Origin of the sequence: Herminiimonas sp. KBW02, assembly GCF_003852535.1 — a bacterium.
Taxonomy (GTDB): Bacteria; Pseudomonadota; Gammaproteobacteria; order Burkholderiales; family Burkholderiaceae_D; genus Oxalicibacterium.
The window spans coordinates 223743-244286 of record NZ_QAJP01000003.1 but is presented as its reverse complement, the minus strand read 5'-3'; the positions used below and the strand labels follow the sequence as shown (position 1 = coordinate 244286).

Here is a 20544-nt window from a genome sequence, read left to right as displayed (position 1 = left end):
CTTTAGACGGCTGCTACTTTCGCGTGGCCGAAAGCTTCCGACAGCAACAGGATCTTGCCGGTGTCACTGGAATCATACCCGGCAAGACCATTAATCACTTTGCGGAAGTATCCTGACTGCACCACATCGATGACCAGCTGTATCAGCGGATCATCCATGATAGACAAGGGCAGGGCCAGGAAATAGCGTTCACGTATCAACGGAATGAAGTCCAGGCTGAAACGTTGTGCCGCCGTTTGCACGCCTACGCCTACATCGGCCATGCCGCTTGCTATATAAGCAGCAACCGCGGAGTGGGTGAATTCGTTGCTTTGGTAGCCTTCTATATCGAACGGCGAAATATTTGCGCCTGCCAGCATCAGCTCCAGCAACATGCGGGTACCGGAACCGATCTGACGGTTAACGAAGCGTATGCCCGGGCGTGTCAGGTCTTGCAATGTCTGTATGCGCTTCGGATTCCCCGGCGCCACGAACATACCCTGAGTACGAATGGCCAGATGGATCAGGCAATGCTCGCGCGGGTTGAGCCACTGGGTATAGCGCTCGACGGCCTTTTTCTCGAATTCACCAAGCGGTACGTGGAAACCGGCCAGATCGCATTCATTCCGAGACAACGCAGCAACAGCATCGGTGCTGTTGCGATAACGCAAATCTACCGGCAGGTTGGCTTCCGTTAATTGATGTAACAGCGCGTCGACTGCAAAACCATGGCTGGCATCGAGCCGGATAGGTTTGGTTTTACCGACGATGGTCTTGCCGATTTCGCTTTCCAGCTCGGAAGCCAGACTTTCCAGGGTAGGGGACAGGCGCGCGCGGATGCGGCGATCAGCCCAGATCAGCTTTTCCGCCAAAGGCGTCAATGTTGTCCCGCGACCGCGATCTGTATTTAACAAAGCCGTGCCAAACAGTTTTTCGGCTTCGCGCAACAAACCCCAGGAATAGCGATATGACAAGTCGACCAGACGGGCAGCCTTGGAAATGGAGCCGGTCTTCTGGATCGACATTAATAGATTAAGCAGGACGGCCGTATCCAACGGCGAGTCCGTGCTATGGGTAATTTCCCAATGGGGATTAATGACTACTTTAAACATATGCCATCTCGCTTCTCTGGCTAGTTTGATTATCGCCGCGCTGTCGCGTTTACGCCTCTTTTTCGGCTATGCAAAAAATAGCCTATTGAAGCGTCGATTTCCGAGTGCTACCTTTCACATGTTGCAAAGGTGCGCCCGCAAACTATATGCTATTAAAAGCATATATACAAGATAATTTTTAACAAGGAAGCAGTATGGTTTCGTTCGATTTCACGACCTCGCGGCATGTAGCATTGCCATCGGTGTCGCTAGCTGGAGACTCTAAGTGAACACCCAAACCCAATTTGATCTGGCCGCGGTCGAGGCCATTATTGCACAGCGCAAAGCTACGCCTGGCGCGCTTTTGCCTATCCTACACGACATCCAGGGCGTGGTTGGTTATATCCCGCCTAGCGTGGTTCCTGCGATAGCTGAGGGTTTGAACATCTCGCGCGCGGAAGTACACGGCGTGATCACCTATTACCACTTCTTCCGTCAGCATCCGGTCGGCGAACACGTCGTTCAGATCTGCCGCGCTGAAGCCTGCCAGGCACGCGGTTGCGAATCGCTGGCTGACCATGCGAAAGAATTGCTGGGCTGTGATTTCCACGGCACCACTGACGACAACAAATTCACCTTGCAGACCGTGTACTGCCTCGGCCAATGCGCCAGCGGCCCGGCGATCCAGATCGACGACGACCTGTACGCCCGCGTCTCCAAGGAAAAATTCAATAGCCTGATCCAGGCCAAGCGAGGTGTGCAATGACCGTAACCATTTTTGTTCCACGCGACTCGACCGCCCTGGCGCTCGGCGCCAATGAAACCGCAGCAGCGATCGAACGCGAAGCCAAGGCACGCGGCATCGACATCAAACTGGTGCGCAACGGTTCGCGCGGCATGTTCTGGCTCGAGCCGCTGGTTGAAGTAGCGACCGACGCCGGCCGTATCGGCTTTGGTCCTATCGAAGAACACGAAGTTGCCGGTTTGTTCGACGCTGGTTTCACCACTGGCGGCAGCCACCCGAAAGCGCTCGGCCTGACCGAAGAAATCCCATACCTGAAAAAGCAGGAACGCCTGCAATTCGTACGTGTCGGCATTACCGATCCGGTATCGCTGGACGACTACCTGGCGCATGAAGGCTATGTCGGCCTGAAAAAAGCCATCGCCATGGAACCGGCTGCCATCGTGCAGGAAGTAACCGATTCCGGCCTGCGTGGTCGCGGCGGTGCAGCGTTCCCTACCGGTATCAAATGGAAAACCGTATTGGGCGCAGAAGCGCCACAGAAATACATCGCCTGCAACGCCGATGAAGGCGACTCCGGTACCTTCTCTGATCGTATGGTGATGGAAGATGATCCATTCATGCTGATCGAAGGTATGACCATCGCTGGCCTGGCAGTCAAGGCTACCGAAGGTTATATCTATGTGCGCTCCGAATACCCGCACTCTATCGCCAACCTGAACGAAGCGATTGCTGCAGCCAACGCTGCCGGTTACCTCGGTGAAAACATTCTCGGCTCCGGCCGCACCTTCAACCTGCAAGTACGTAAAGCCGCTGGTGCTTACGTCTGCGGCGAAGAAACCGCGATGCTGGAAAGTATCGAAGGCAAACGCGGCATGGTACGTGCCAAACCGCCACTGCCAGCGCTGCAAGGCTTGTTCGGCCAGCCTACCGTTATTAATAACGTCATTTCGCTGTCGGCCGTACCATTGATCATGTCCCGTGGCGCTGAGTTCTACAAAAACTACGGTATGGGTCGTTCGCGTGGCACCTTGCCTATGCAACTGGCAGGCAACCTGAAATTCGGCGGCCTGGTAGAAAAAGCATTCGGCGTGACCCTGCGCGAATTGCTGTACGACTTTGGCGGCGGCTCGGAATCCGGCCGTCCTATCCGTGCAGTACAGGTTGGCGGCCCGCTCGGTGCCTACATGCCGGAATCGCTGTTCGACACACCGTTTGACTATGAAGCATTCGCTGCTGTTGCCTCTACTGTAGGCCACGGTGGTCTGGTCGCATTCGACGACACCGTCGATATGGCCAAACAAGCACGTTACGCGATGCACTTCTGTGCAGAAGAGTCGTGCGGCAAGTGCACACCGTGCCGGATTGGTTCGACACGTGGTGTAGAAGTTATGGACAAAATCATCGCTAACCAGAATCGGCCACAGCAAATCCACCTGCTGCGTGATTTGTGCGATGTGATGGTAACGGGATCGCTGTGTGCGATGGGCAACATGACACCATTCCCGGTGTTGTCTGCTCTGAACCACTTCCCAGAAGATTTCGGCGATCAAAAAACATTGGCAAACGCAGCTTAATTGGCAGCCTAAGCTTAGAAACTGGAGCGAAAAATGAATCAACTTAACGGTATCGACTACGGCACGAAAAAAAGCACGTCCGAAGTCATGATCTCCCTGGAAATCGATGGCGTCGCCATCACCGTGCCGCAAGGCACTTCCGTCATGCGTGCAGCAGCTGAGTACGGCATCAACGTACCTAAGCTGTGCGCTACCGACAGCCTGGAATCTTTCGGCTCCTGCCGTCTGTGCCTGGTTGAAATCGAAGGCCGTCGCGGCTACCCGGCATCGTGTACAACACCTGCCGAAGCCGGCATGAAAGTCAAAACACAAACGCCTAAGCTGGCAGACATCCGCCGTGGCGTGATGGAACTGTACATCTCGGATCACCCGCTGGACTGCCTGACCTGCCCGACCAACGGTAACTGCGAACTGCAGGACATGGCTGGTGTAGTTGGTCTGCGCGACGTACGTTACGGCTACGACGGCAGCAACCATCTGAAACTGGAAAAAGACGAATCCAATCCTTACTTTACCTACGACGCATCGAAATGTATCGTTTGTAACCGCTGCGTCCGCGCTTGCGAAGAAACACAAGGTACATTCGCTCTGACCATCGACGGCCGCGGCTTCACATCGCGTGTGTCGGCTGGTCAAAAAGAAGACTTCATTGATTCGGAATGCGTATCCTGCGGCGCTTGCGTAGACGCATGCCCAACCGCAACGCTGACCGAAAAAACCGTCATCATGATGGGTCAGGCAGAACACAGCAAAGTAACCACCTGCGCGTACTGCGGCGTCGGTTGCTCGTTCAAGGCCGAAATGAAAGGTAATGAAGTTGTCCGCATGGTGCCAAATCCGGATGGTAAAGCCAACCAGGGTCACGCTTGCGTCAAAGGCCGCTTCGCATGGGGTTATGCAACACATAAAGACCGCATGTTGAAACCGATGATCCGTAGCAAAATCACCGATCCATGGAAAGAAGTATCGTGGGACGAAGCGATCAACTACGCTGCTTCCGAACTGAAACGCATCCAGGCTAAATACGGCAAGGATTCGATCGGCGGCCTGGTTTCCTCGCGTTGCACCAACGAAGAAGGCTACCTGGTTCAGAAGCTGGTTCGCGCTGCATTCGGTAACAACAACGTTGACACCTGCGCACGCGTTTGCCACTCGCCTACCGGTTACGGTTTGAAAGTAACGATGGGTGAATCCGCTGGTACCCAAACCTTTGAATCGGTGATGAAGTCTGACGTCATCCTGGTCATCGGTGCGAACCCGGCATCCGGTCACCCGGTATTTGCATCGCAAATGAAACGTCGCATCCGTCAAGGCGCGAAGTTGATCGTTGTCGATCCACGTACTACCGAAATGGTTAAGTCGCCGCACATCCAGGCTGACTATCACCTGAAATTGAAACCAGGCAGCAACGTTGCTATCGTCAATGCGCTGGCGCACGTGATCATCACCGAAAACCTGCACAAGCCTGACTTCATCGCAGCACGTTGCGAAGTTGACTCGTTCGAAGAATGGGCAGAATTCGTTTCCCTGCCAGAAAACTCGCCAGAAGCAATGGAAGAAGTATCCGGTGTACCGGCTGCTGACATCCGTGGCGCAGCGCGTCTGTTCGCAACCGGCGGCAATGCAGCGATCTATTACGGTCTCGGCGTTACCGAGCACGCACAAGGTTCGACCACTGTTATCGGTATCGCCAACCTGGCGATGGCAACCGGCAACATCGGTCGTGACGGCGTCGGCGTGAACCCGCTGCGCGGTCAAAACAACGTGCAAGGTTCCTGCGATATGGGTTCCTTCCCGCACGAACTGCCAGGCTATCGTCACGTGTCCGACTCCGTCGCACGCGCTGAATTCGAAGCAGTATGGGGTTGCACACTCGAATCCGAACCAGGTCTGCGTATTCCTAACATGTTCGATGCAGCGATGGACGGTACCTTCATGGGTCTGTACTGCGAAGGTGAAGACATTGTTCAGTCCGATCCGAACACCCAGCACGTTACCGCTGCTCTGGAAGCAATGGAATGCATCATCGTTCAGGACATCTTCCTGAACGAAACAGCTAAGTACGCACACGTCTTCCTGCCAGGTTCGTCGTTCCTGGAAAAAGACGGTACCTTCACCAATGCAGAACGTCGCATCTCGCGCGTACGCAAAGTAATGCCACCGAAATCTGGCTACGGCGACTGGGAAGTCACCCAAATGCTGTCGAACGCACTCGGCTATCCAATGAACTACAAACATCCACGTGAAATCATGGATGAGATCGCCGCATTGACCCCGACCTTCACCGGCGTCAGCTTCAAGCGTATCGACGAATTGGGCGGCAGCATCCAATGGCCTTGCAACGCTGAAGCGCCAGAAGGTACCCCAACCATGCACACAGAAGAATTCGTGCGCGGTAAAGGTCGCTTCATCAATACCAAGTACTTCGGTGCTGGCGAGAAGGTCAATAAGAAATTCCCATTGATCCTGACCACCGGTCGTATCCTGTCGCAATACAACGTTGGCGCGCAAACACGTCGTACCTTCAACAATATGTGGCACAGCGAAGATCGTCTGGAGATCCATCCGCACGATGCAGAAGAACGTGGCATCAAGCAGGATGACTGGGTTGGTATTGAATCGCGTGCCGGACAAACGGTATTGCGTGCAGATATCACCGAACGCATTCAGCCTGGCGTCGTGTACACCACCTTCCACTTCCCTGAATCGGGTGCGAACGTGATTACGACCAACTCGTCTGACTGGGCGACCAACTGCCCAGAGTACAAAGTGACGGCAGTGCAGGTAATGCCGGTGGCCCAACCTTCGGAATGGCAACGCTCGTATAATCGCTTTAACCGTGAGCAAGAAAGTTTTGCTGCCGAGAAGATGATTCCACGTGGCTCCGAGTTGTCCACATCGAAGTAAGGTCTGATAACACTTAGAGGTCTGTGTGATGAACGCAAGCACTGACGACGAACGTACGGCACTGGTTCGTGTCCCGGTAGAAAAATGGGACATGGATCAGCACACTATCTGCGAGGATGATGTCGCGGAAGAGGTCCCGGTCGCGTTGGAATACAACGGCATTTCGCACGCCGTCATGCTTGCTTCGCCATACGACCTGGAAGACTTTGCGCTCGGCTTTTCGCTCAGTGAAGGCATACTGAAGGACAAGTCCGAACTCTACGATTGCGAAGTTGTACCTGGCTGCGAAGGCATACAGGTACAAATGCGTATCGCGACGGAACGCTTCGTCACGCTGAAAGACAAACGACGCAATATGACCGGACGTACCGGCTGTGGATTGTGTGGCGCAGAAACGCTGGAACAGGCGATACGTCATCCGCAGGCAACGGTCGGACATGCGATGTTTTCGGCACGGCAGATTTATGCCGGCATGAAGGCGATGAAAGCGCAGCAACGCCTGCAGAAGCATACCGGCGCCACCCATGCAGCAGCGTGGATGAATCTGGATGGTTCGGTAGGCCTGGTACGTGAAGATGTAGGGCGCCACAACGCGCTCGACAAACTCATCGGTGCCATGGCTGAAGACAAGCGCGATTTCACACAAGGTGCGGCATTGATTACCAGCCGGGCCAGTTATGAAATGGTGCAGAAGTCGGCCACCATGGGCATCGGTTTCCTGGCGGCTATCTCAGCGCCTACCAGCCTGGCGATACAGCTGGCGGAAGAGACCAATGTCACGCTGATCGGTTTTGTCCGTGATCAAAGCCACGTCGTTTATGCGCAAGCACATCGCCTGATACGCGAGTCGAAATAAATTATATTAAGGAAGAGCAGAATGAGCGGTAGCACAGTAGATAATCTGATCAAGATGGCTAACCAGATCGGCGACTTTTTTGAAACCATGAGAGATCGTAATAAATCTCTGGAAGAAATCGCCGGGCATCTGAAAAGATCATGGGATCCACGTATGCGTCGTGCGTTGATGGAGCACGTCGAACAGCACAATGGTGAAGGCTTGAAACCTATTGTGCTGGATGCGGTACGTGCCCACAAAATGCTGAACTAAATTTTTGTGATGGGTTGTCTCAACAACTCAACACGATTACCATGGCTGCGCCACCCGCCGGGGTTCGCAGCCATTCTCATTATTAAACCCTCAGGAGGAACCATGTCACGTCGCCCATTATTGCGTTTTGCCGCCGTCGTTCTGGCATCTGCATTCGTTGCGCCACTCGGCTTCGCGCAACAAATCATCAAACTCTCGACTACCACCAGCACCGAAAACTCGGGTCTGCTGCCGTATCTGCTGCCAGAGTTTGAAGCCAAGACCAATTCCAAGGTCCACGTGATCTCGGTCGGTACCGGCAAAGCACTGGAACTGGCCAAGAACGGTGACGTCGATGTGACGCTGGTACACGCACGTTCGGCTGAGGATAAATTCGTCGCTGAAGGCCACGGTGTTGATCGCCGCGACGTGATGTACAACGACTTCATCATCGTCGGCCCTGCCAGCGACCCTGCCGGTATTAAAGGCAGCAAGGACGTACTTGCTTCGATGAAAAAAATCGTCGATAGCAAAGCCAAATTCATTTCGCGTGGCGACAATTCCGGCACCGACGTGATGGAAAAAGCCTACTGGAAAGAAATCGGCGTGAAGCCTGAAGGCAGTGCCTATGTATCGGCAGGCCTGGGTATGGGTGAAGTATTGACGATGGCAGGCGAGCTGCAGGCTTACACCTTGTCGGACCGTGCTACTTTCGGCGCTTACAAAGCAAAAACCGGCCTGGCTATCGTAGTACAGGGCGACAAGAAGATGTTTAATCCGTACGGCGTGATTGCAGTGAATCCAGCCAAGTACAAGGACATCAACTACAAGGGTGCGAAGCAGTTCATCGACTACCTGACTTCACCTGAAGGTCAAAAGAAAATCGCAGCTTACAAAATCGACGGCGAACAAGTGTTCTTCCCATCGGCCAAGTAAATGGATAGTGCTACGTGTGATCGCTGAGTGCGATCATGCGCAGTGCAGCAGCCTGAACCAAGCAGGCCGCATAAAACAAAAGCGCGGAATTCCGCGCTTTTTTATTTACAGCTGTTCAAATACGTCTTCGCTGGCTGTCTTCAATTCCTTCGCCTCTTCCAGCATCCTGCGGTGTTCTATGCGCTTGCGCATGATGTCCGCATGCTGCTTCGCCGTCATCGGTGGCGTAGTCATTAAATCCTTCAACAAAGCGGTATTGGAGTAGTTGTTTTTGATCAGACGGCCCAAGTTGCTTGACTCCGTAATTAAGCATCAACATCACTGCACTATCAGAACTGAAGCAGACCAGATAGATGATGTGTAAAACGATTACCTTGCTGTATTTTGCACGAAATTAGCTTCTTTATCATGACATCGGAAAAAATAGCCGATTTAAACAACAGTCGCGCTTAATCGCTATCCCGCCTACAGACGAAAAAAATCCCGCCGAGCTTGCGACTCGCGGGACCTTGAGACCTTCCTTGAGAGGGAAGAGAGAGACTGGTAAGCGTTTACTGAGGCTGTCATCCTTGTGAGCTGACAGCCTCGGTATCGGCGTTAAAACTTTTCCGGATGTGTGCAATTCGTGGTCGCAACGCCCGGGTGATGAGAACGGCGGCAAAGCTGCCACCGCCATTCAGCACCACGCCAGATAACAGCGCTTGTACTGCAGGTGACCAACGTAATGCGTGTACGACGTAACTGGCATAAACGTTGCCTGCTACCAGTCGCATTAAATTGATCAGATAAATTTGATTACCGTTCAACTAAAACTCGCTTTACAGCGTTAAGCGTAAGCAGCTTGCATACGTAGCTTGGCTGCCAGTTCAGGCTGAGTCTGGGCAATCTGGTTCGCTTTGCGGTTCAATGCAAAACGGGTCTGTGCCGGACCCTGCGACTGCACAACAGCGCGTTTGCTGATACGTTGTGGTGCAGAGTAAGCAGCACGCATACGCAGTTCAGCAGCCAGCGCAGGTTGTGTTTGCGCGATCTGGTTGGCTTTACGATTCAACGCAAATGCGGTTTGCACCGGGCTTGTTGCAGCGACAGTAGCTTTCTTGACAACAGCAACCTTTTGGCTAGGTGCGAGCGCCAGCAAGATGTTGCGCAGCAGTGCCACGGTCAATGGTTTAAACAGTAATGCCAGGGCCGCTACACCAGCTACCGCGATGATCGCAGGACGAGCTGGGCTGTAGGCGAGGCCGATTGCAGCCAAAACAGCTGGAACGGCGATCAGCGCCGGGTTCGTGTATGAGTTATTCGATAAAGTAGACATGATGATTTCCTTTTTTCTCTGATAATCCTTGTTGTTGCATTGCAGTATAGGTAGGATAGAGATATAAATCTAATTTCAATTTAGGATACCAGTCATCGATTTCGTGAATATGTCTGCTAATCTCCCCATTGAGCTTTTTTTGGTAAAAATAATATGAGTTTCCTGACCCTTGATTTGAATTTGCTGCGCGTCTTCGATGCCGTCATGACCGAGCAAAACCTGACGCGCGCCGCCAATTTGTTGGCAATGACGCAACCCGCCGTCTCCAACGCGCTGCGCCGTCTGCGCGACACGCTGGGCGATGAGCTGGTGATCCGTACCGCCCATGGTGTCAAACCGACATCGCGGGCCGAAGAACTATGGCCCGTGGTCCGCCGCGCGCTGTCTGACTTGGAAGCAGCGGTCACACCGGATACGTTTGACGTGTCCCGCGCCAATACGACTTTCCGCATGGCGATGGCCGATGCGACCGCCGCACTGTGGCTGCCTTTCCTGGTACGTGCCATCGAAAAAGACGCGCCAGGCCTGAATGTCCGCATGGTGCCGCTGACCACCCGTGAACCACGCCCAATGCTGTTACGCGGTGATATCGATCTGGCTATCGGCTTTTTCCCGGGCGTAGCCGCGCAACTGGCAAGTGGACAAAACACCGCTGTTTCGCAGATCCGCCATGAGCGTCTGTACACCGGTGAATATGTTTGCGTGATGCGAAAAAACCATCCTTTGGCCAAAGTCGAACTGACACTGGATAATTATTGTGCGGCGCACCATTTATTGGTGAGTTTCTCCGGCCGCGCGAAAGGTTTGATGGATGAAGCCCTGACCAATCTGGGACGCGAACGTCGCATTTTGCTGACCGTGAATCAATTCTTTACCGCTGGTCGCGTGGTCGCCAGCTCGGATCTGATTACCGTCTTGCCGCGCCATTTGATCGCTTCTACCGGTATGGCGGAAGCACTGATAGCCAAGGATTTGCCGTTTGAATTACCGGACGTGCACGTGGACATGCTGTGGCACGAACGGGATGCGCGTAACCCTGCGCATAAGTGGTTGCGTGAACAATTGAGTGCCAGCACGGAAGAGGGCATAGGACGCGTCAAGAAGCGGCGCTAAACCGCTTTCTGCGCCCCTGGCCCGGTCATCTCGGCTTGGTCGCGTATTAATCTCGCATTAATCTATATCGCAGACCAGGTATTCAAGGATAGCTGCCATCAAGGCATTGATTTCGACATAGTTGCCGTGGCTGACATTACGCAGCTCGGCTTCACTTTGTACATAGCGCTGCGGCACCAGTTCATCACCGCAATGCAGGATGATGGAGTTCGCACTATCTGGCGTGGTTTCCAGATGGAATTGCAAACCTATGACGCGGCTCCCGACCTGGAAGGCCTGGTTGCGACAAGCCGCACTGCTGGCAAGATGGATTGCTCCCTCCGGTAAATCAAAGGTTTCACCATGCCAGTGGAAAACATCAACCCTGGCAGGGAAGGCCAGTCCATCCAGCATCGCCGGTTCAGCCACGATAGGAAACCAGCCTATCTCTTTCTCTGCCGCCGGATACACTTTGGCCCCCAGCGCATTTGCGATCAGTTGTGACCCCAGACAAATTCCCAGCACCGCTTTGTGTTCGGCTATTGCCTCTGCGATAAAACGCTTTTCTGCACATAACCACGGCAAACTGGCTTCATCATTTACGCTCATCGGACCACCGAGCGCAATGATCAGATCAATCCCATCCAGCGACGGGAACTGGTCTGATTCAAACAGCCGTGTATAGCTGATCGACATGTTACGTTGTAGCAGCCATTCTTCTATGCTGCCCAGACCTTCAAAAGGAACATGTTGTAGTACGTGTACGTGCATACCGGGACCAAAGCGTAAGTTGATCGGATAGAACGGGTGACGAAACGACAGAAACAGCATTCGACACAGGACAAGGACTGTAACACGCGTTTCATTTTCGTTCCGGCACTCACTCAGACCAACACTTTCATGCAGCGCTGGCAGTGACCTTCCAGCATGCCGCATTGAAGCTGACCTGCTCACCATGCACATAGGGCTCAAATGCGCGTCGCACGATCTTGATGACGCTGCTACGCGTCTGCTCATCCTCTTGTTGCAAGACACGACCCAACGGCCCCATGCGACTGAGGTAAAGCAGCAAATCCTTTTCCGCGAAAGAGCAAGGTACATCGATCGCTGCTACGTTTACGCCAGTCCAGCCACTGGCTTGCAGGATGTCCGTCATCCGTTCTTTGTTCGCAAATGCAAATTGTCCGGGCTCATCAGGTTTGCGTATCGGCATATGCGGCAACAGGCTGCTCCCGACCCGTTCCGCGGTCGTCATAAAAGGATTTTCATCAGCACTGCGCCAGGCGATAAACCTCAGTTCAGCATGCCTGCGTGCAGCCTGTTTCAAATTGGCAAACGCTGCAACGGGATCATCGAAGAACATGACGCCAAAACGCGAAATAATTAAATCAAAACTCGCTGGTGCAAATATGTACCTCTGTGCATCACCACAGATGAAGCGTGTAGTTAAACCTTGTTCACTTACAGCAGTTTGCGCAACATTGATCATTTGCTGCGAGATGTCTATGCCCGTGCATAATCCTTGCACCCCGAGTTGTCGCGATGCGGCGGCAGAAGTGCTTCCGGTACCACAACCTACATCCAATACTTGGCTTGCAGCACTGATGTCACACACGAGCATCGTGGCAATTTCCTGAAACATTTGCTCGATCAGTTGCTGAGTTTCTACCCATGCGCGTCCGGCGTCGCCATTCCATATTTTTGTTTGTTCCGTGTTCATGATTACTTCCTTTCATACACATGTAAAAGCTGGAAGTGATATCGTGCAACTTAAAGTCAACTTGAGGTCAAGCATGGCAAGACTGGATATCGCCGAAGTCGTGGAACAAGCCGGAGTACCTGCATCCACACTGCGCTACTACGAAGATAAAGGTTTGATCAAACCGATAGGCAGAAGCGGATTGCGTCGCGTATTCGACGCCACCGTATTGGAGCGTCTGACGCTGATTGCATTAGGACGCGCAGCTGGTTTTACGCTGAGTGAAATTGCCGCCATGTTTGAAACCAATGGCAAGGTGAACCTAGACAGAAAGATGTTGCTCAGCAAGGCCGACGAACTCGACCTCACTATCCGCAAACTATCTGCCATGCGTGACGGATTGCGCCATGCTGCCAAGTGCGCAGCACCCAGCCATATGGAATGCCCGACCTTTAGAAAGATCCTGCGGGCGACGGCATCCGGCCTTATCGCTGCTACACCCCCGGCACGAAGCCTGAAAAAATAGCGCTGCGCCATTGCCCCCATCTCAAGTTCTATTGTTTTCGCTGCAATTGCTATAAGCATACGAAGAACCGTCCGCGTAATTATCCCGGTCAACATTTCCACACGGAATATCTTATTGAACTCGCAAGTTATCGCAGAGTCGTACTAACTCGTCTCCCACTATTTGAGTCCGCTTATGTCTCGTACAAAAAAAATAATGCTGTGGAGCGCCATCAGCTTTTCCGCGCTATTACTTATCTGTGTGTTGTTCCTGTTGATGTTTGACTGGAACAGGGCCAAACCCTGGCTGAATGAAAAGGTCAGTGAAGCAACAGGACGTCGCTTCGCCATTAACGGCGATTTAATCCTGACCTGGCAGCGCGCAGAACCTGCAACCGGCACCTGGCGTGACTGGGTACCTGCGCCACGCCTGAGTGCGCATGACGTCAGCCTCGGTAATCCTGAATGGGCCAAAGCCGATAGCAATATGGCGGAAATCGGCCACATTACTTTCTCTGTCAATCCATTGCCGCTGTTAAACAAAACCATCGTGATTCCATCGCTGCAACTGGATGATCCCAACGTCGCACTGCAACGCGTCAGTAAAGATAAAAACAACTGGACCTTCAAGCAGACCGAACCGTCAGCCTGGACGCTGGATTTGCAGCGCCTGTATTTTTATCGCGGCGAGATCACGTTAAAAGATGAAGTCGAACATATCGACGCAAAGGCAAACATCGATACGTTGGAACCGAGCGCCGTCAATGACTTCGTAATGGGTTGGAAAATCTCCGGTACTTACAACGGCGCGCGCATCATCGGTGACGGTAAGGCTGGTGCCTTGCTCGCCCTGAAAAATGTGGATAAGCCTTTTCCACTGGAAGCAAAACTGAATGTCGGAAAAACCGTGATACGCGTCAACGGTACGATTACCAAACCACAGGAACTGGCTGCCATCGATATGCGCCTGTATCTGGCAGGTGCCAGCATGGCCGATCTGTATCCGCTGACCGGCATTACGTTGCCGAAGACACCTGCGTTTTCAACAGAAGGGCGTTTGATCGGTGTGACTGACAAACGCGGTGGCAAGTGGACGTATGAAAAATTCAAAGGCAAGGTGGGCGATAGCGATATCGCCGGCAGCCTGGTGTATGAAGCGAAACAACCAAGGCCTTTGCTGTCAGGAACGGTGGTTTCCAACTTGCTGCAATTAAGTGATCTTGGCCCCGTCATTGGCGCCGATTCCAATGAGAGTAAAAAAGAACGCGGCGTCGCGGCCAATCAACCGGCAAATAAGGTTCTGCCCGTCGAAAAATTTACGACTGAGCGTTGGGGCAGTATAGACGCCGATGTGAAAATCACTGGCCATAAAATCGTACACAGTGCATCACTGCCTATCGAAAACCTGGATACCCACCTGAAGCTGCAAGATAGCGTGATTAGCTTGTCGCCACTGAAGTTCGGTGTTGCCGGCGGTAATCTGATCGGCGATATCAAACTGGATGGGCGCAACAATGTGATCAAGGCTGAAGCAAAAGTTTCGGCACGTCATTTGAAACTGAAACAGTTATTCCCGACCTTCCAGCCTATGCAAGCCAGCTTCGGCGAAGTCAACGGTGATACTTCTTTATCCGGTACCGGTAATTCGATCGCCAGCCTGCTGGCCACATCGAATGGTGAAATCAAATCACTGATCAATGAAGGCACGATCAGCAAACTCTTGCTGGAACAGATAGGTTTAAATATCGGCAATATCGTTATTTCCAAATTGTTTGGCGATAAGCAGGTCCAACTGAATTGCATGGCGACCGATCTTTCCGTTACCAACGGTCTGGTACAAACACGCACCTTCATCGTCGATACCAGTGATGCCGTGATGTATGTGACGGGCACAGTAGATCTGGCGAAGGAACAACTGAACCTGACCATCAAACCGGAAACCAAAGGCGTACGCATTGTTTCCTTGCGTGCACCGATCTACGTAACCGGTGAATTCACCAATCCCAAGGTAGGCGTGGATACAGGCGTACTGGCATTGAAAGCGGGGAGTGCTGTCGCTCTGGCTGTCGTCGCTCCGGTAACCGCCTTATTGCCATTGATCAATGTCGGTACCCAGGAAGAAAACAAATGCACGGCCTTGCTCAGGGAAGCACGCAGCAAGCCGGTCGCACCGCCACCAGGTAAAACATATAAAGCCAAAGCTGCCAGCAAGGCACCGGCTAAGTAATTGAAATAATCCGGCTGTTTTTGCAGAGCCCGTACAACTTGTGCATAAAGCTCTGCAAAAACGGTGGATAGCTTGTGGATAATCCTGTGGAAAAAGAAGGTTGTGTTTTTATCCCCGAACTATCCTTAGCGAGTACACCGTTTATGCAGGCTTTATCCAGATTCCAAGTAGTTGATTTCTTTCAGGCTTTTCCCCTTATCCACAGAAAAGCGCCTGCGTTAACTATTACTACTAAACATATATATAAACAATTAACTTAAAACCAGAATCGCGTTTTCTTTTCAAAATTCGAAAAACCTAAAGTCAAAAGCCTCTGTAAAAACACTCTTTCCAACTCTTTCTTCAGTTAGCTATCGCTATACAAGCTGCAAGCAACACCTCAGCAGCTGTTTCATTGCAAAACCGCTCTGAAAAACACATTCCTCAAATGATTTACAGACAAAAATCAAAAAAATTTCGTTTGTCTGCAAGTTAAAACGCCAGCTCATTCAACGCGCTATCTTCATTTAAGAGTTCTGTAGCTGCCATACAGGGCATTTGGGCTGGCAAGTGACAGGGCAGACACGCGATTTCATTTAAAAATCGTCTGGAGGCCGCAAATCCATGTTTTTGTTCAGCAGCACTTTGGTTTTTACCAAACTTGCTGATCTTGGAAGTTATTTAAACAGCTGTTATCAAAACTGATGGAATGTTGAATGTCATTGAACACCTGTTTTGCAAAGAGGCTGTTGTTTTAAGGTTTTAGATTTAAAGTTTTTGAGCTTTTGGGTTTTAGAGGTTTAAAAAGAGGGTTTCTGGTTTTAAGTTAATTGTTTATATATATGTTTAGTAGTAATAGTTAACGCAGGCGCTTTTCTGTGGATAAGGGGAAAAGCCTGAAAGAAATCAACTACTTGGAATCTGGATAAAGCCTGCATAAACGGTGTACTCGCTAAGGATAGTTCGGGGATAAAAACACAACCTTCTTTTTCCACAGGATTATCCACAAGCTATCCACCGTTTCTGCAGAGCTTTATGCACAGTATTTTTCCCTTATTGCCATGTTAATCTTGAACAGATTACAAGCAGGCAAGATGAAACCTACCGAAGGAAAGCTGATGACAACGACTGCCAAAATTAAGCATTACATCCATGGTCGCCTGGTTGATACCGAGGGTGGCAGACAACAGGACGTTTTTAACCCGGCTACTGGCAAAGTCAGTGCACAGGTGGTTCTGGCCAGTGATGCAGATGTACAGGCAGTCGTGGCGACGGCAAAAGCAGCCGCACCAGCCTGGGCTGATACCGCGCCCTTGAAGCGTGCGCGCATACTTTTCAAGTTCAAGGAATTAATAGAGAAGCATCATGATGATCTGGCCGCTGCTATCACCCGTGAACACGGCAAGGTTTTTTCCGACGCCAGGGGTGAAGTGACGCGAGGCCTGGAAGTCGTCGAATTTGCCTGTGGCGTACCGCACTTATTGAAGACCCAGTTCACTGACAATATTGGCGGCGGTATAGATAACTGGAATCTGCGTCAGCCTCTGGGCGTGACCGCCGGCATTACGCCTTTCAACTTTCCATTCATGGTACCGATGTGGATGGCGCCAGTCGCTTTGGCAACGGGCAATACATTCATCCTTAAACCGTCTGAGCGTGATCCTTCACCTTCGTTGATGGTAGCGGAGCTCCTGCAGCAAGCGGGGCTGCCTGACGGCGTTTTTAACGTCTTGCAGGGCGATAAGCTGGCAGTGGATGGCTTGCTGCAGCATCCCGACGTGAAGGCAGTTTCTTTTGTTGGTTCTACACCGATAGCTGAATATATCTATGCGTCCGGCGCGGCACGCAAAGGTGGTAGTTATCCACTGCGGGTACAGGCGCTGGGTGGTGCAAAAAATCATTTGGTGGTGATGCCGGATGCGAACCTGGAACAAGCGGTCGATGCCTTGATAGGTGCGGCATATGGTTCGGCTGGCGAGCGTTGCATGGCGATCTCGGTGGCGGTGGCAGTAGGTGATGTGGCTGACAAACTTGTGGCTGCATTAGTCCCGCGCGTCAAATCACTGAAAGTAAAGAATGGCATGGAAGCCGATGCCGAAATGGGGCCTGTCGTCAGTGCCGCTCATAAGGCCAAGATAGAAGGTTATATAGATGCAGGTGTAAAAGCAGGTGCCAAATTACTGGTAGACGGACGTGGTTTGAAGGTGGCGGGACACGAAGAGGGATTTTTCCTTGGTGGTTGTCTGTTTGATCACGTCACACCAAAGATGACAATTTATCAAGAAGAGATATTTGGCCCGGTACTTTGTGTCGTGCGTGTGCCTAACTTTGCTGCTGCTCTGGATTTAATTAATCGACATGAATTTGGCAATGGTGTGTCGCTGTTCACATCCGATGGAAATACTGCACGCGAGTTTTCCCGTCGCGTCGAAGTGGGCATGGTAGGGATCAATGTACCCATTCCTGTACCGATGGCCTGGCATTCATTCGGCGGCTGGAAGCGATCAATGTTTGGTGACACCCATGCTTACGGTGAAGAGGGCGTGAAGTTTTACACCCGTTATAAATCCATCATGCAGCGCTGGCCGGAATCTATCGTCAAAGGTGCAGAGTTCGCGATGCCCACCACGAAATAAGGAAAAAATGAAGTCCTGAATAACAGGCGTCGCTTCAGGAGACAGCGGAGCGATGAGTCGGGTGATGAATAATAATGAGTTCTAAATAAGCTGAGTCACTCATTGTCAGTCGACTGTAAGTGCAGTCGGTGATGATGGGGTTAGTCCAACGCAACATCAACCTTACCGATAGAGACCATGGCAGAATCCGCAGGGAAGTACGATTACATCATCGTAGGAGCTGGCACTGCCGGCTGCGTATTAGCCAACCGACTGACACAAGATAAGGGTGTGTCAGTATTACTGATAGAAGCGGGAGCGAAGGACGATTATATCTGGGTACACATCCCCCTCGGTTTTCGCCAGATGATAGACAACCCCCGTACCGACTGGCGGTATCGCACTCAGCCCGAGCCCGGCTTGAACGGACGCAGCCTGCTTTACCCGAGCGGTAAAATCCTTGGCGGCTCATCCTGCATTAACTCCATGATTTACCAGCGCGGTCAGTCGCAAGATTACGATAACTGGGCCGACCTGACCGGCGATATGAGCTGGCGCTGGGAACAGGTATTACCACTATTCCGTACTACAGAAGACCACGAGCAGGGTGCCGACAGTTTGCACGGGGTGGGTGGTGACTGGCATATCGAAAAGCAAAAGACTCACTGGAAGATACTCGACGCTTTCCGTGAAGCAGCCGCCCAAACCGGGATACCCAAGATAGATGACTTTCATCGTGGGGAAGGATGTGCCTACTTCTACATCAATCAAAAAAATGGTTTGCGCTGGAATACTGCAAAAGCATTTCTCCGGACCATCACCCGTCGTGGCAATCTGGAAATCATGACCGGTTCGCAAGTGCGTCGTCTGATCATAGAAGAAACTGATCAGGGTAAGGTTTGTACCGGAGTCGAGTTTGTTGGTGGGGGACAGGAATGGGTCGCCGATGTTTCACGTGAAACAATCCTGACGGCGGGCACTTTTGGTAGTCCGCAAATACTGCAACGTTCAGGCATAGGCCCGTCTGACTTGCTGCAGGAACATGGAATTAAGGTCGTGCAGGATTTGCCCGGTGTCGGTGAAAATGTGCAGGATCATATGCCCTTGCGTATGCGCTACAAAATATCGGGTGCCAAATCATTGAATACCTCGGGCAGGGGTTACCTGGGTATGGCAGCGATGGGGCTCGAATACATCTTCAAGAAAAATGGCCTGGCGTCGACGGTACCTGCACCCCTGGGAGCTATGGTACGTTCAGATCCAGCCCTGGCCAGACCGGATTTATCCTTTCAGATCCAGCCCTGGTCGCAGGCAGAAGTGGGGCGGGAAATGGACGCATACCCGGCTTTTACTGCCAATATCAGTAACCTGAGACCTGGTTCACGCGGGCAGGTAAGGATATTGGGCGCCGATATTTCCGTCGCTCCGGCGATACGGATGAATTATCTGAGCACCGATGAAGACCGCAATATAGCTGCTGCTGCCATCCAATTGACGCGTAAAATTGTGGCTGCGCCAGCCTTGCAGTCTTATGCTCCGCAGGAAATCAAGCCGGAATCCCATCAGGAAGCAGACTTGCAGCACCTTGCCAGCCAGATAGCCGTCGCCGGTAGTAACCCCGTTGGCAGTTGCAAAATGGGAGCGGGCGATGACCGCCAGGCCGTGGTGGATAGTGCATTAAGGGTGAGGGGAGTGGCCTGCCTGCGGGTGGCGGATGCTTCCATTATGCCGGTGATTATTGCTGGTGATACCGGTGCAACGACCATCATGATTGCGGAAAAGGCGGCGCAATTGATACGCGCCGCAGGAAAAACCGGTGCATAAATACATGTAGTACGGATGTAGGTGCTGTCGCCTTTCGCTCGGCAGTTTATGAATTTTTGGATCAAGCATGACTGATTATGTGTTTCTGGCTGCGGCCGCATTTGTGGCCGGGATGATAGACGCAGTCGTCGGTGGTGGTGGCTTGATCCAGATTCCCGCCTTGTTTTCTGCTTTTCCAAATGCTTCCATGGGTACCTTGTTGGGTACCAATAAACTAGCCAGTGTCTGCGGTACCAGTGCCGCGGCGGTCGGATTTGCCCGTAAAGTGAAGTTGCAATGGAGTACGGCAGCACCTGCCGCCATGGCTGCTTTTGCCTTTGCATTCATCGGTGCCTTTACCGTGACGCAGATTCCTTCGGAATTCATGCGTAAATTGCTGCCTTTCATCCTGGTAGCGGTTGCCATTTATACCTATAAAAAGAAAGACTTCGGTAGCGTCCATGCTCCTATGCATGTAGGTGGAAAAGAGAAGGGCATCGCTATCCTGGTTGGTGCCGGGATCGGTTTCTATGACGGATTCTTTGGTCCGGGTACTGGCAGCTTCCTGGTTTTCCTGTTTGTCCGCTTCTTTGGCTTTGACTTCCTGGGTGCTTCGGCGGTAGCCAAGATCGTTAATGTCGCCTGCAATATTGCCGCCATCCTCTGGTTTGGCTATAGCTCGGAACTGTTGTGGAAACTGGCGGCGGTGATGGCGGTATGTAATGTGCTGGGTTCCTTATTGGGAATACGTCTGGCGATACGACATGGCAGTGGTTTTGTGCGTAAGATATTCCTGGTTGTGGTGTCGGTACTGATTTTGAAAAGTATTTACGATGCCTTCCTTCGTTAGGGTAGGGGTGCAGCAAGTGATACGTTCGGGCAAACTTATGTTTCACGTGAAACAAAACGTGGCTTAATTTTCCGCTAAATTCGCCTTGCGGGGAAATTAAAGCAAAAAGACCTTATAATCTCGCCTCTGCTTAAGGTCTTA

General features: G+C 52.0%; 18 protein-coding genes. 12 read left to right on the top strand and 6 right to left on the bottom strand.

Annotated features, from left to right (window positions below):
- Positions 1-2: 2 nt before the first annotated feature.
- Positions 3-1091, bottom strand: coding sequence for a substrate-binding domain-containing protein (locus DBR37_RS02995; RefSeq protein WP_124572805.1), 1089 nt, complete (start codon positions 1089-1091; stop codon positions 3-5).
- Between the two features lie 265 nt (positions 1092-1356).
- On the opposite strand from DBR37_RS02995, the gene DBR37_RS02990 reads away from it, so the two are divergent.
- The 6 genes from DBR37_RS02990 to DBR37_RS02965 all read left to right on the top strand — a co-directional run bounded on the left by DBR37_RS02990 (position 1357) and on the right by DBR37_RS02965 (position 8319).
- Positions 1357-1836, top strand: a complete 480-nt coding sequence (locus DBR37_RS02990; RefSeq protein WP_124572804.1) for a formate dehydrogenase subunit gamma — start codon at positions 1357-1359, stop codon at positions 1834-1836.
- Complete coding sequence (locus DBR37_RS02985; protein ID WP_124572803.1) at positions 1833-3389, top strand: NADH-quinone oxidoreductase subunit NuoF; 1557 nt, start codon at positions 1833-1835, stop codon at positions 3387-3389. Before DBR37_RS02990 ends, DBR37_RS02985 begins: the two co-directional genes overlap by 4 nt.
- Positions 3390-3422: 33 nt before the next feature.
- Complete coding sequence (gene fdhF, locus DBR37_RS02980; protein WP_124572802.1) at positions 3423-6296, top strand: formate dehydrogenase subunit alpha; 2874 nt, start codon at positions 3423-3425, stop codon at positions 6294-6296.
- Positions 6297-6324: 28 nt separating this feature from the next.
- Complete coding sequence (gene fdhD, locus DBR37_RS02975) at positions 6325-7152, top strand: formate dehydrogenase accessory sulfurtransferase FdhD (protein ID WP_124572801.1); 828 nt, start codon at positions 6325-6327, stop codon at positions 7150-7152.
- 21 nt (positions 7153-7173) lie between these two features.
- The gene (locus DBR37_RS02970; protein ID WP_124572800.1) at positions 7174-7404 is read left to right on the top strand and encodes a formate dehydrogenase subunit delta; all 231 of its coding nucleotides are present in this window, start codon (positions 7174-7176) and stop codon (positions 7402-7404) included.
- Between the two features lie 102 nt (positions 7405-7506).
- Positions 7507-8319, top strand: coding sequence for an extracellular solute-binding protein (locus tag DBR37_RS02965; RefSeq protein ID WP_124572799.1), 813 nt, complete (start codon positions 7507-7509; stop codon positions 8317-8319).
- 105 nt (positions 8320-8424) lie between these two features.
- On the opposite strand, the gene DBR37_RS02960 is transcribed toward DBR37_RS02965, so the two are convergent.
- The 3 genes from DBR37_RS02960 to DBR37_RS02950 form a co-directional block, all read right to left on the bottom strand.
- Positions 8425-8607: a hypothetical protein gene (locus tag DBR37_RS02960; protein WP_124572798.1), complete on the bottom strand. Its 183-nt coding sequence runs from the start codon at positions 8605-8607 to the stop codon at positions 8425-8427.
- Positions 8608-8882: 275 nt separating this feature from the next.
- Positions 8883-9125 (bottom strand): hypothetical protein, encoded by a 243-nt coding sequence (locus DBR37_RS02955; RefSeq protein ID WP_124572797.1) that lies wholly within the window; start codon positions 9123-9125, stop codon positions 8883-8885.
- A gap of 20 nt (positions 9126-9145) precedes the next feature.
- Positions 9146-9634, bottom strand: a complete 489-nt coding sequence (locus DBR37_RS02950) for a hypothetical protein (protein ID WP_124572796.1) — start codon at positions 9632-9634, stop codon at positions 9146-9148.
- A 153-nt stretch (positions 9635-9787) separates the two neighbouring features.
- Here DBR37_RS02950 and DBR37_RS02945 point away from each other — a divergent pair, with 153 nt between their 5' ends.
- Positions 9788-10747: a LysR family transcriptional regulator gene (locus tag DBR37_RS02945; protein ID WP_012081482.1), complete on the top strand. Its 960-nt coding sequence runs from the start codon at positions 9788-9790 to the stop codon at positions 10745-10747.
- Between the two features lie 57 nt (positions 10748-10804).
- Here DBR37_RS02945 and DBR37_RS02940 read toward each other — a convergent pair whose 3' ends face one another.
- On the bottom strand, positions 10805-11497 hold the full coding sequence (locus DBR37_RS02940; RefSeq protein WP_124572795.1) for a type 1 glutamine amidotransferase: 693 nt from the start codon (positions 11495-11497) through the stop codon (positions 10805-10807).
- 127 nt (positions 11498-11624) lie between these two features.
- Complete coding sequence (locus DBR37_RS02935) at positions 11625-12446, bottom strand: class I SAM-dependent methyltransferase (RefSeq protein WP_124572794.1); 822 nt, start codon at positions 12444-12446, stop codon at positions 11625-11627.
- A gap of 73 nt (positions 12447-12519) precedes the next feature.
- On the opposite strand from DBR37_RS02935, the gene DBR37_RS02930 reads away from it, so the two are divergent.
- From DBR37_RS02930 to DBR37_RS02910, 5 genes are all read left to right on the top strand, one after another.
- Positions 12520-12951 (top strand): helix-turn-helix domain-containing protein, encoded by a 432-nt coding sequence (locus DBR37_RS02930; protein WP_124572793.1) that lies wholly within the window; start codon positions 12520-12522, stop codon positions 12949-12951.
- A 174-nt stretch (positions 12952-13125) separates the two neighbouring features.
- Positions 13126-15156, top strand: coding sequence for an AsmA family protein (locus DBR37_RS02925; RefSeq protein ID WP_124572792.1), 2031 nt, complete (start codon positions 13126-13128; stop codon positions 15154-15156).
- Positions 15157-16253: 1097 nt separating this feature from the next.
- The gene (locus DBR37_RS02920; RefSeq protein ID WP_124573254.1) at positions 16254-17771 is read left to right on the top strand and encodes a CoA-acylating methylmalonate-semialdehyde dehydrogenase; all 1518 of its coding nucleotides are present in this window, start codon (positions 16254-16256) and stop codon (positions 17769-17771) included.
- A 177-nt stretch (positions 17772-17948) separates the two neighbouring features.
- Positions 17949-19574 carry a GMC family oxidoreductase gene (locus DBR37_RS02915; RefSeq protein ID WP_124572791.1) on the top strand — a complete coding sequence of 542 codons (1626 nt, stop codon included), beginning with the start codon at positions 17949-17951 and terminating at the stop codon, positions 19572-19574.
- Positions 19575-19641: 67 nt separating this feature from the next.
- Entirely contained in the window at positions 19642-20403 is a 762-nt protein-coding gene (locus DBR37_RS02910; protein ID WP_124572790.1) for a TSUP family transporter, read from the top strand.
- The last annotated feature ends 141 nt before the right edge of the window (positions 20404-20544 follow it).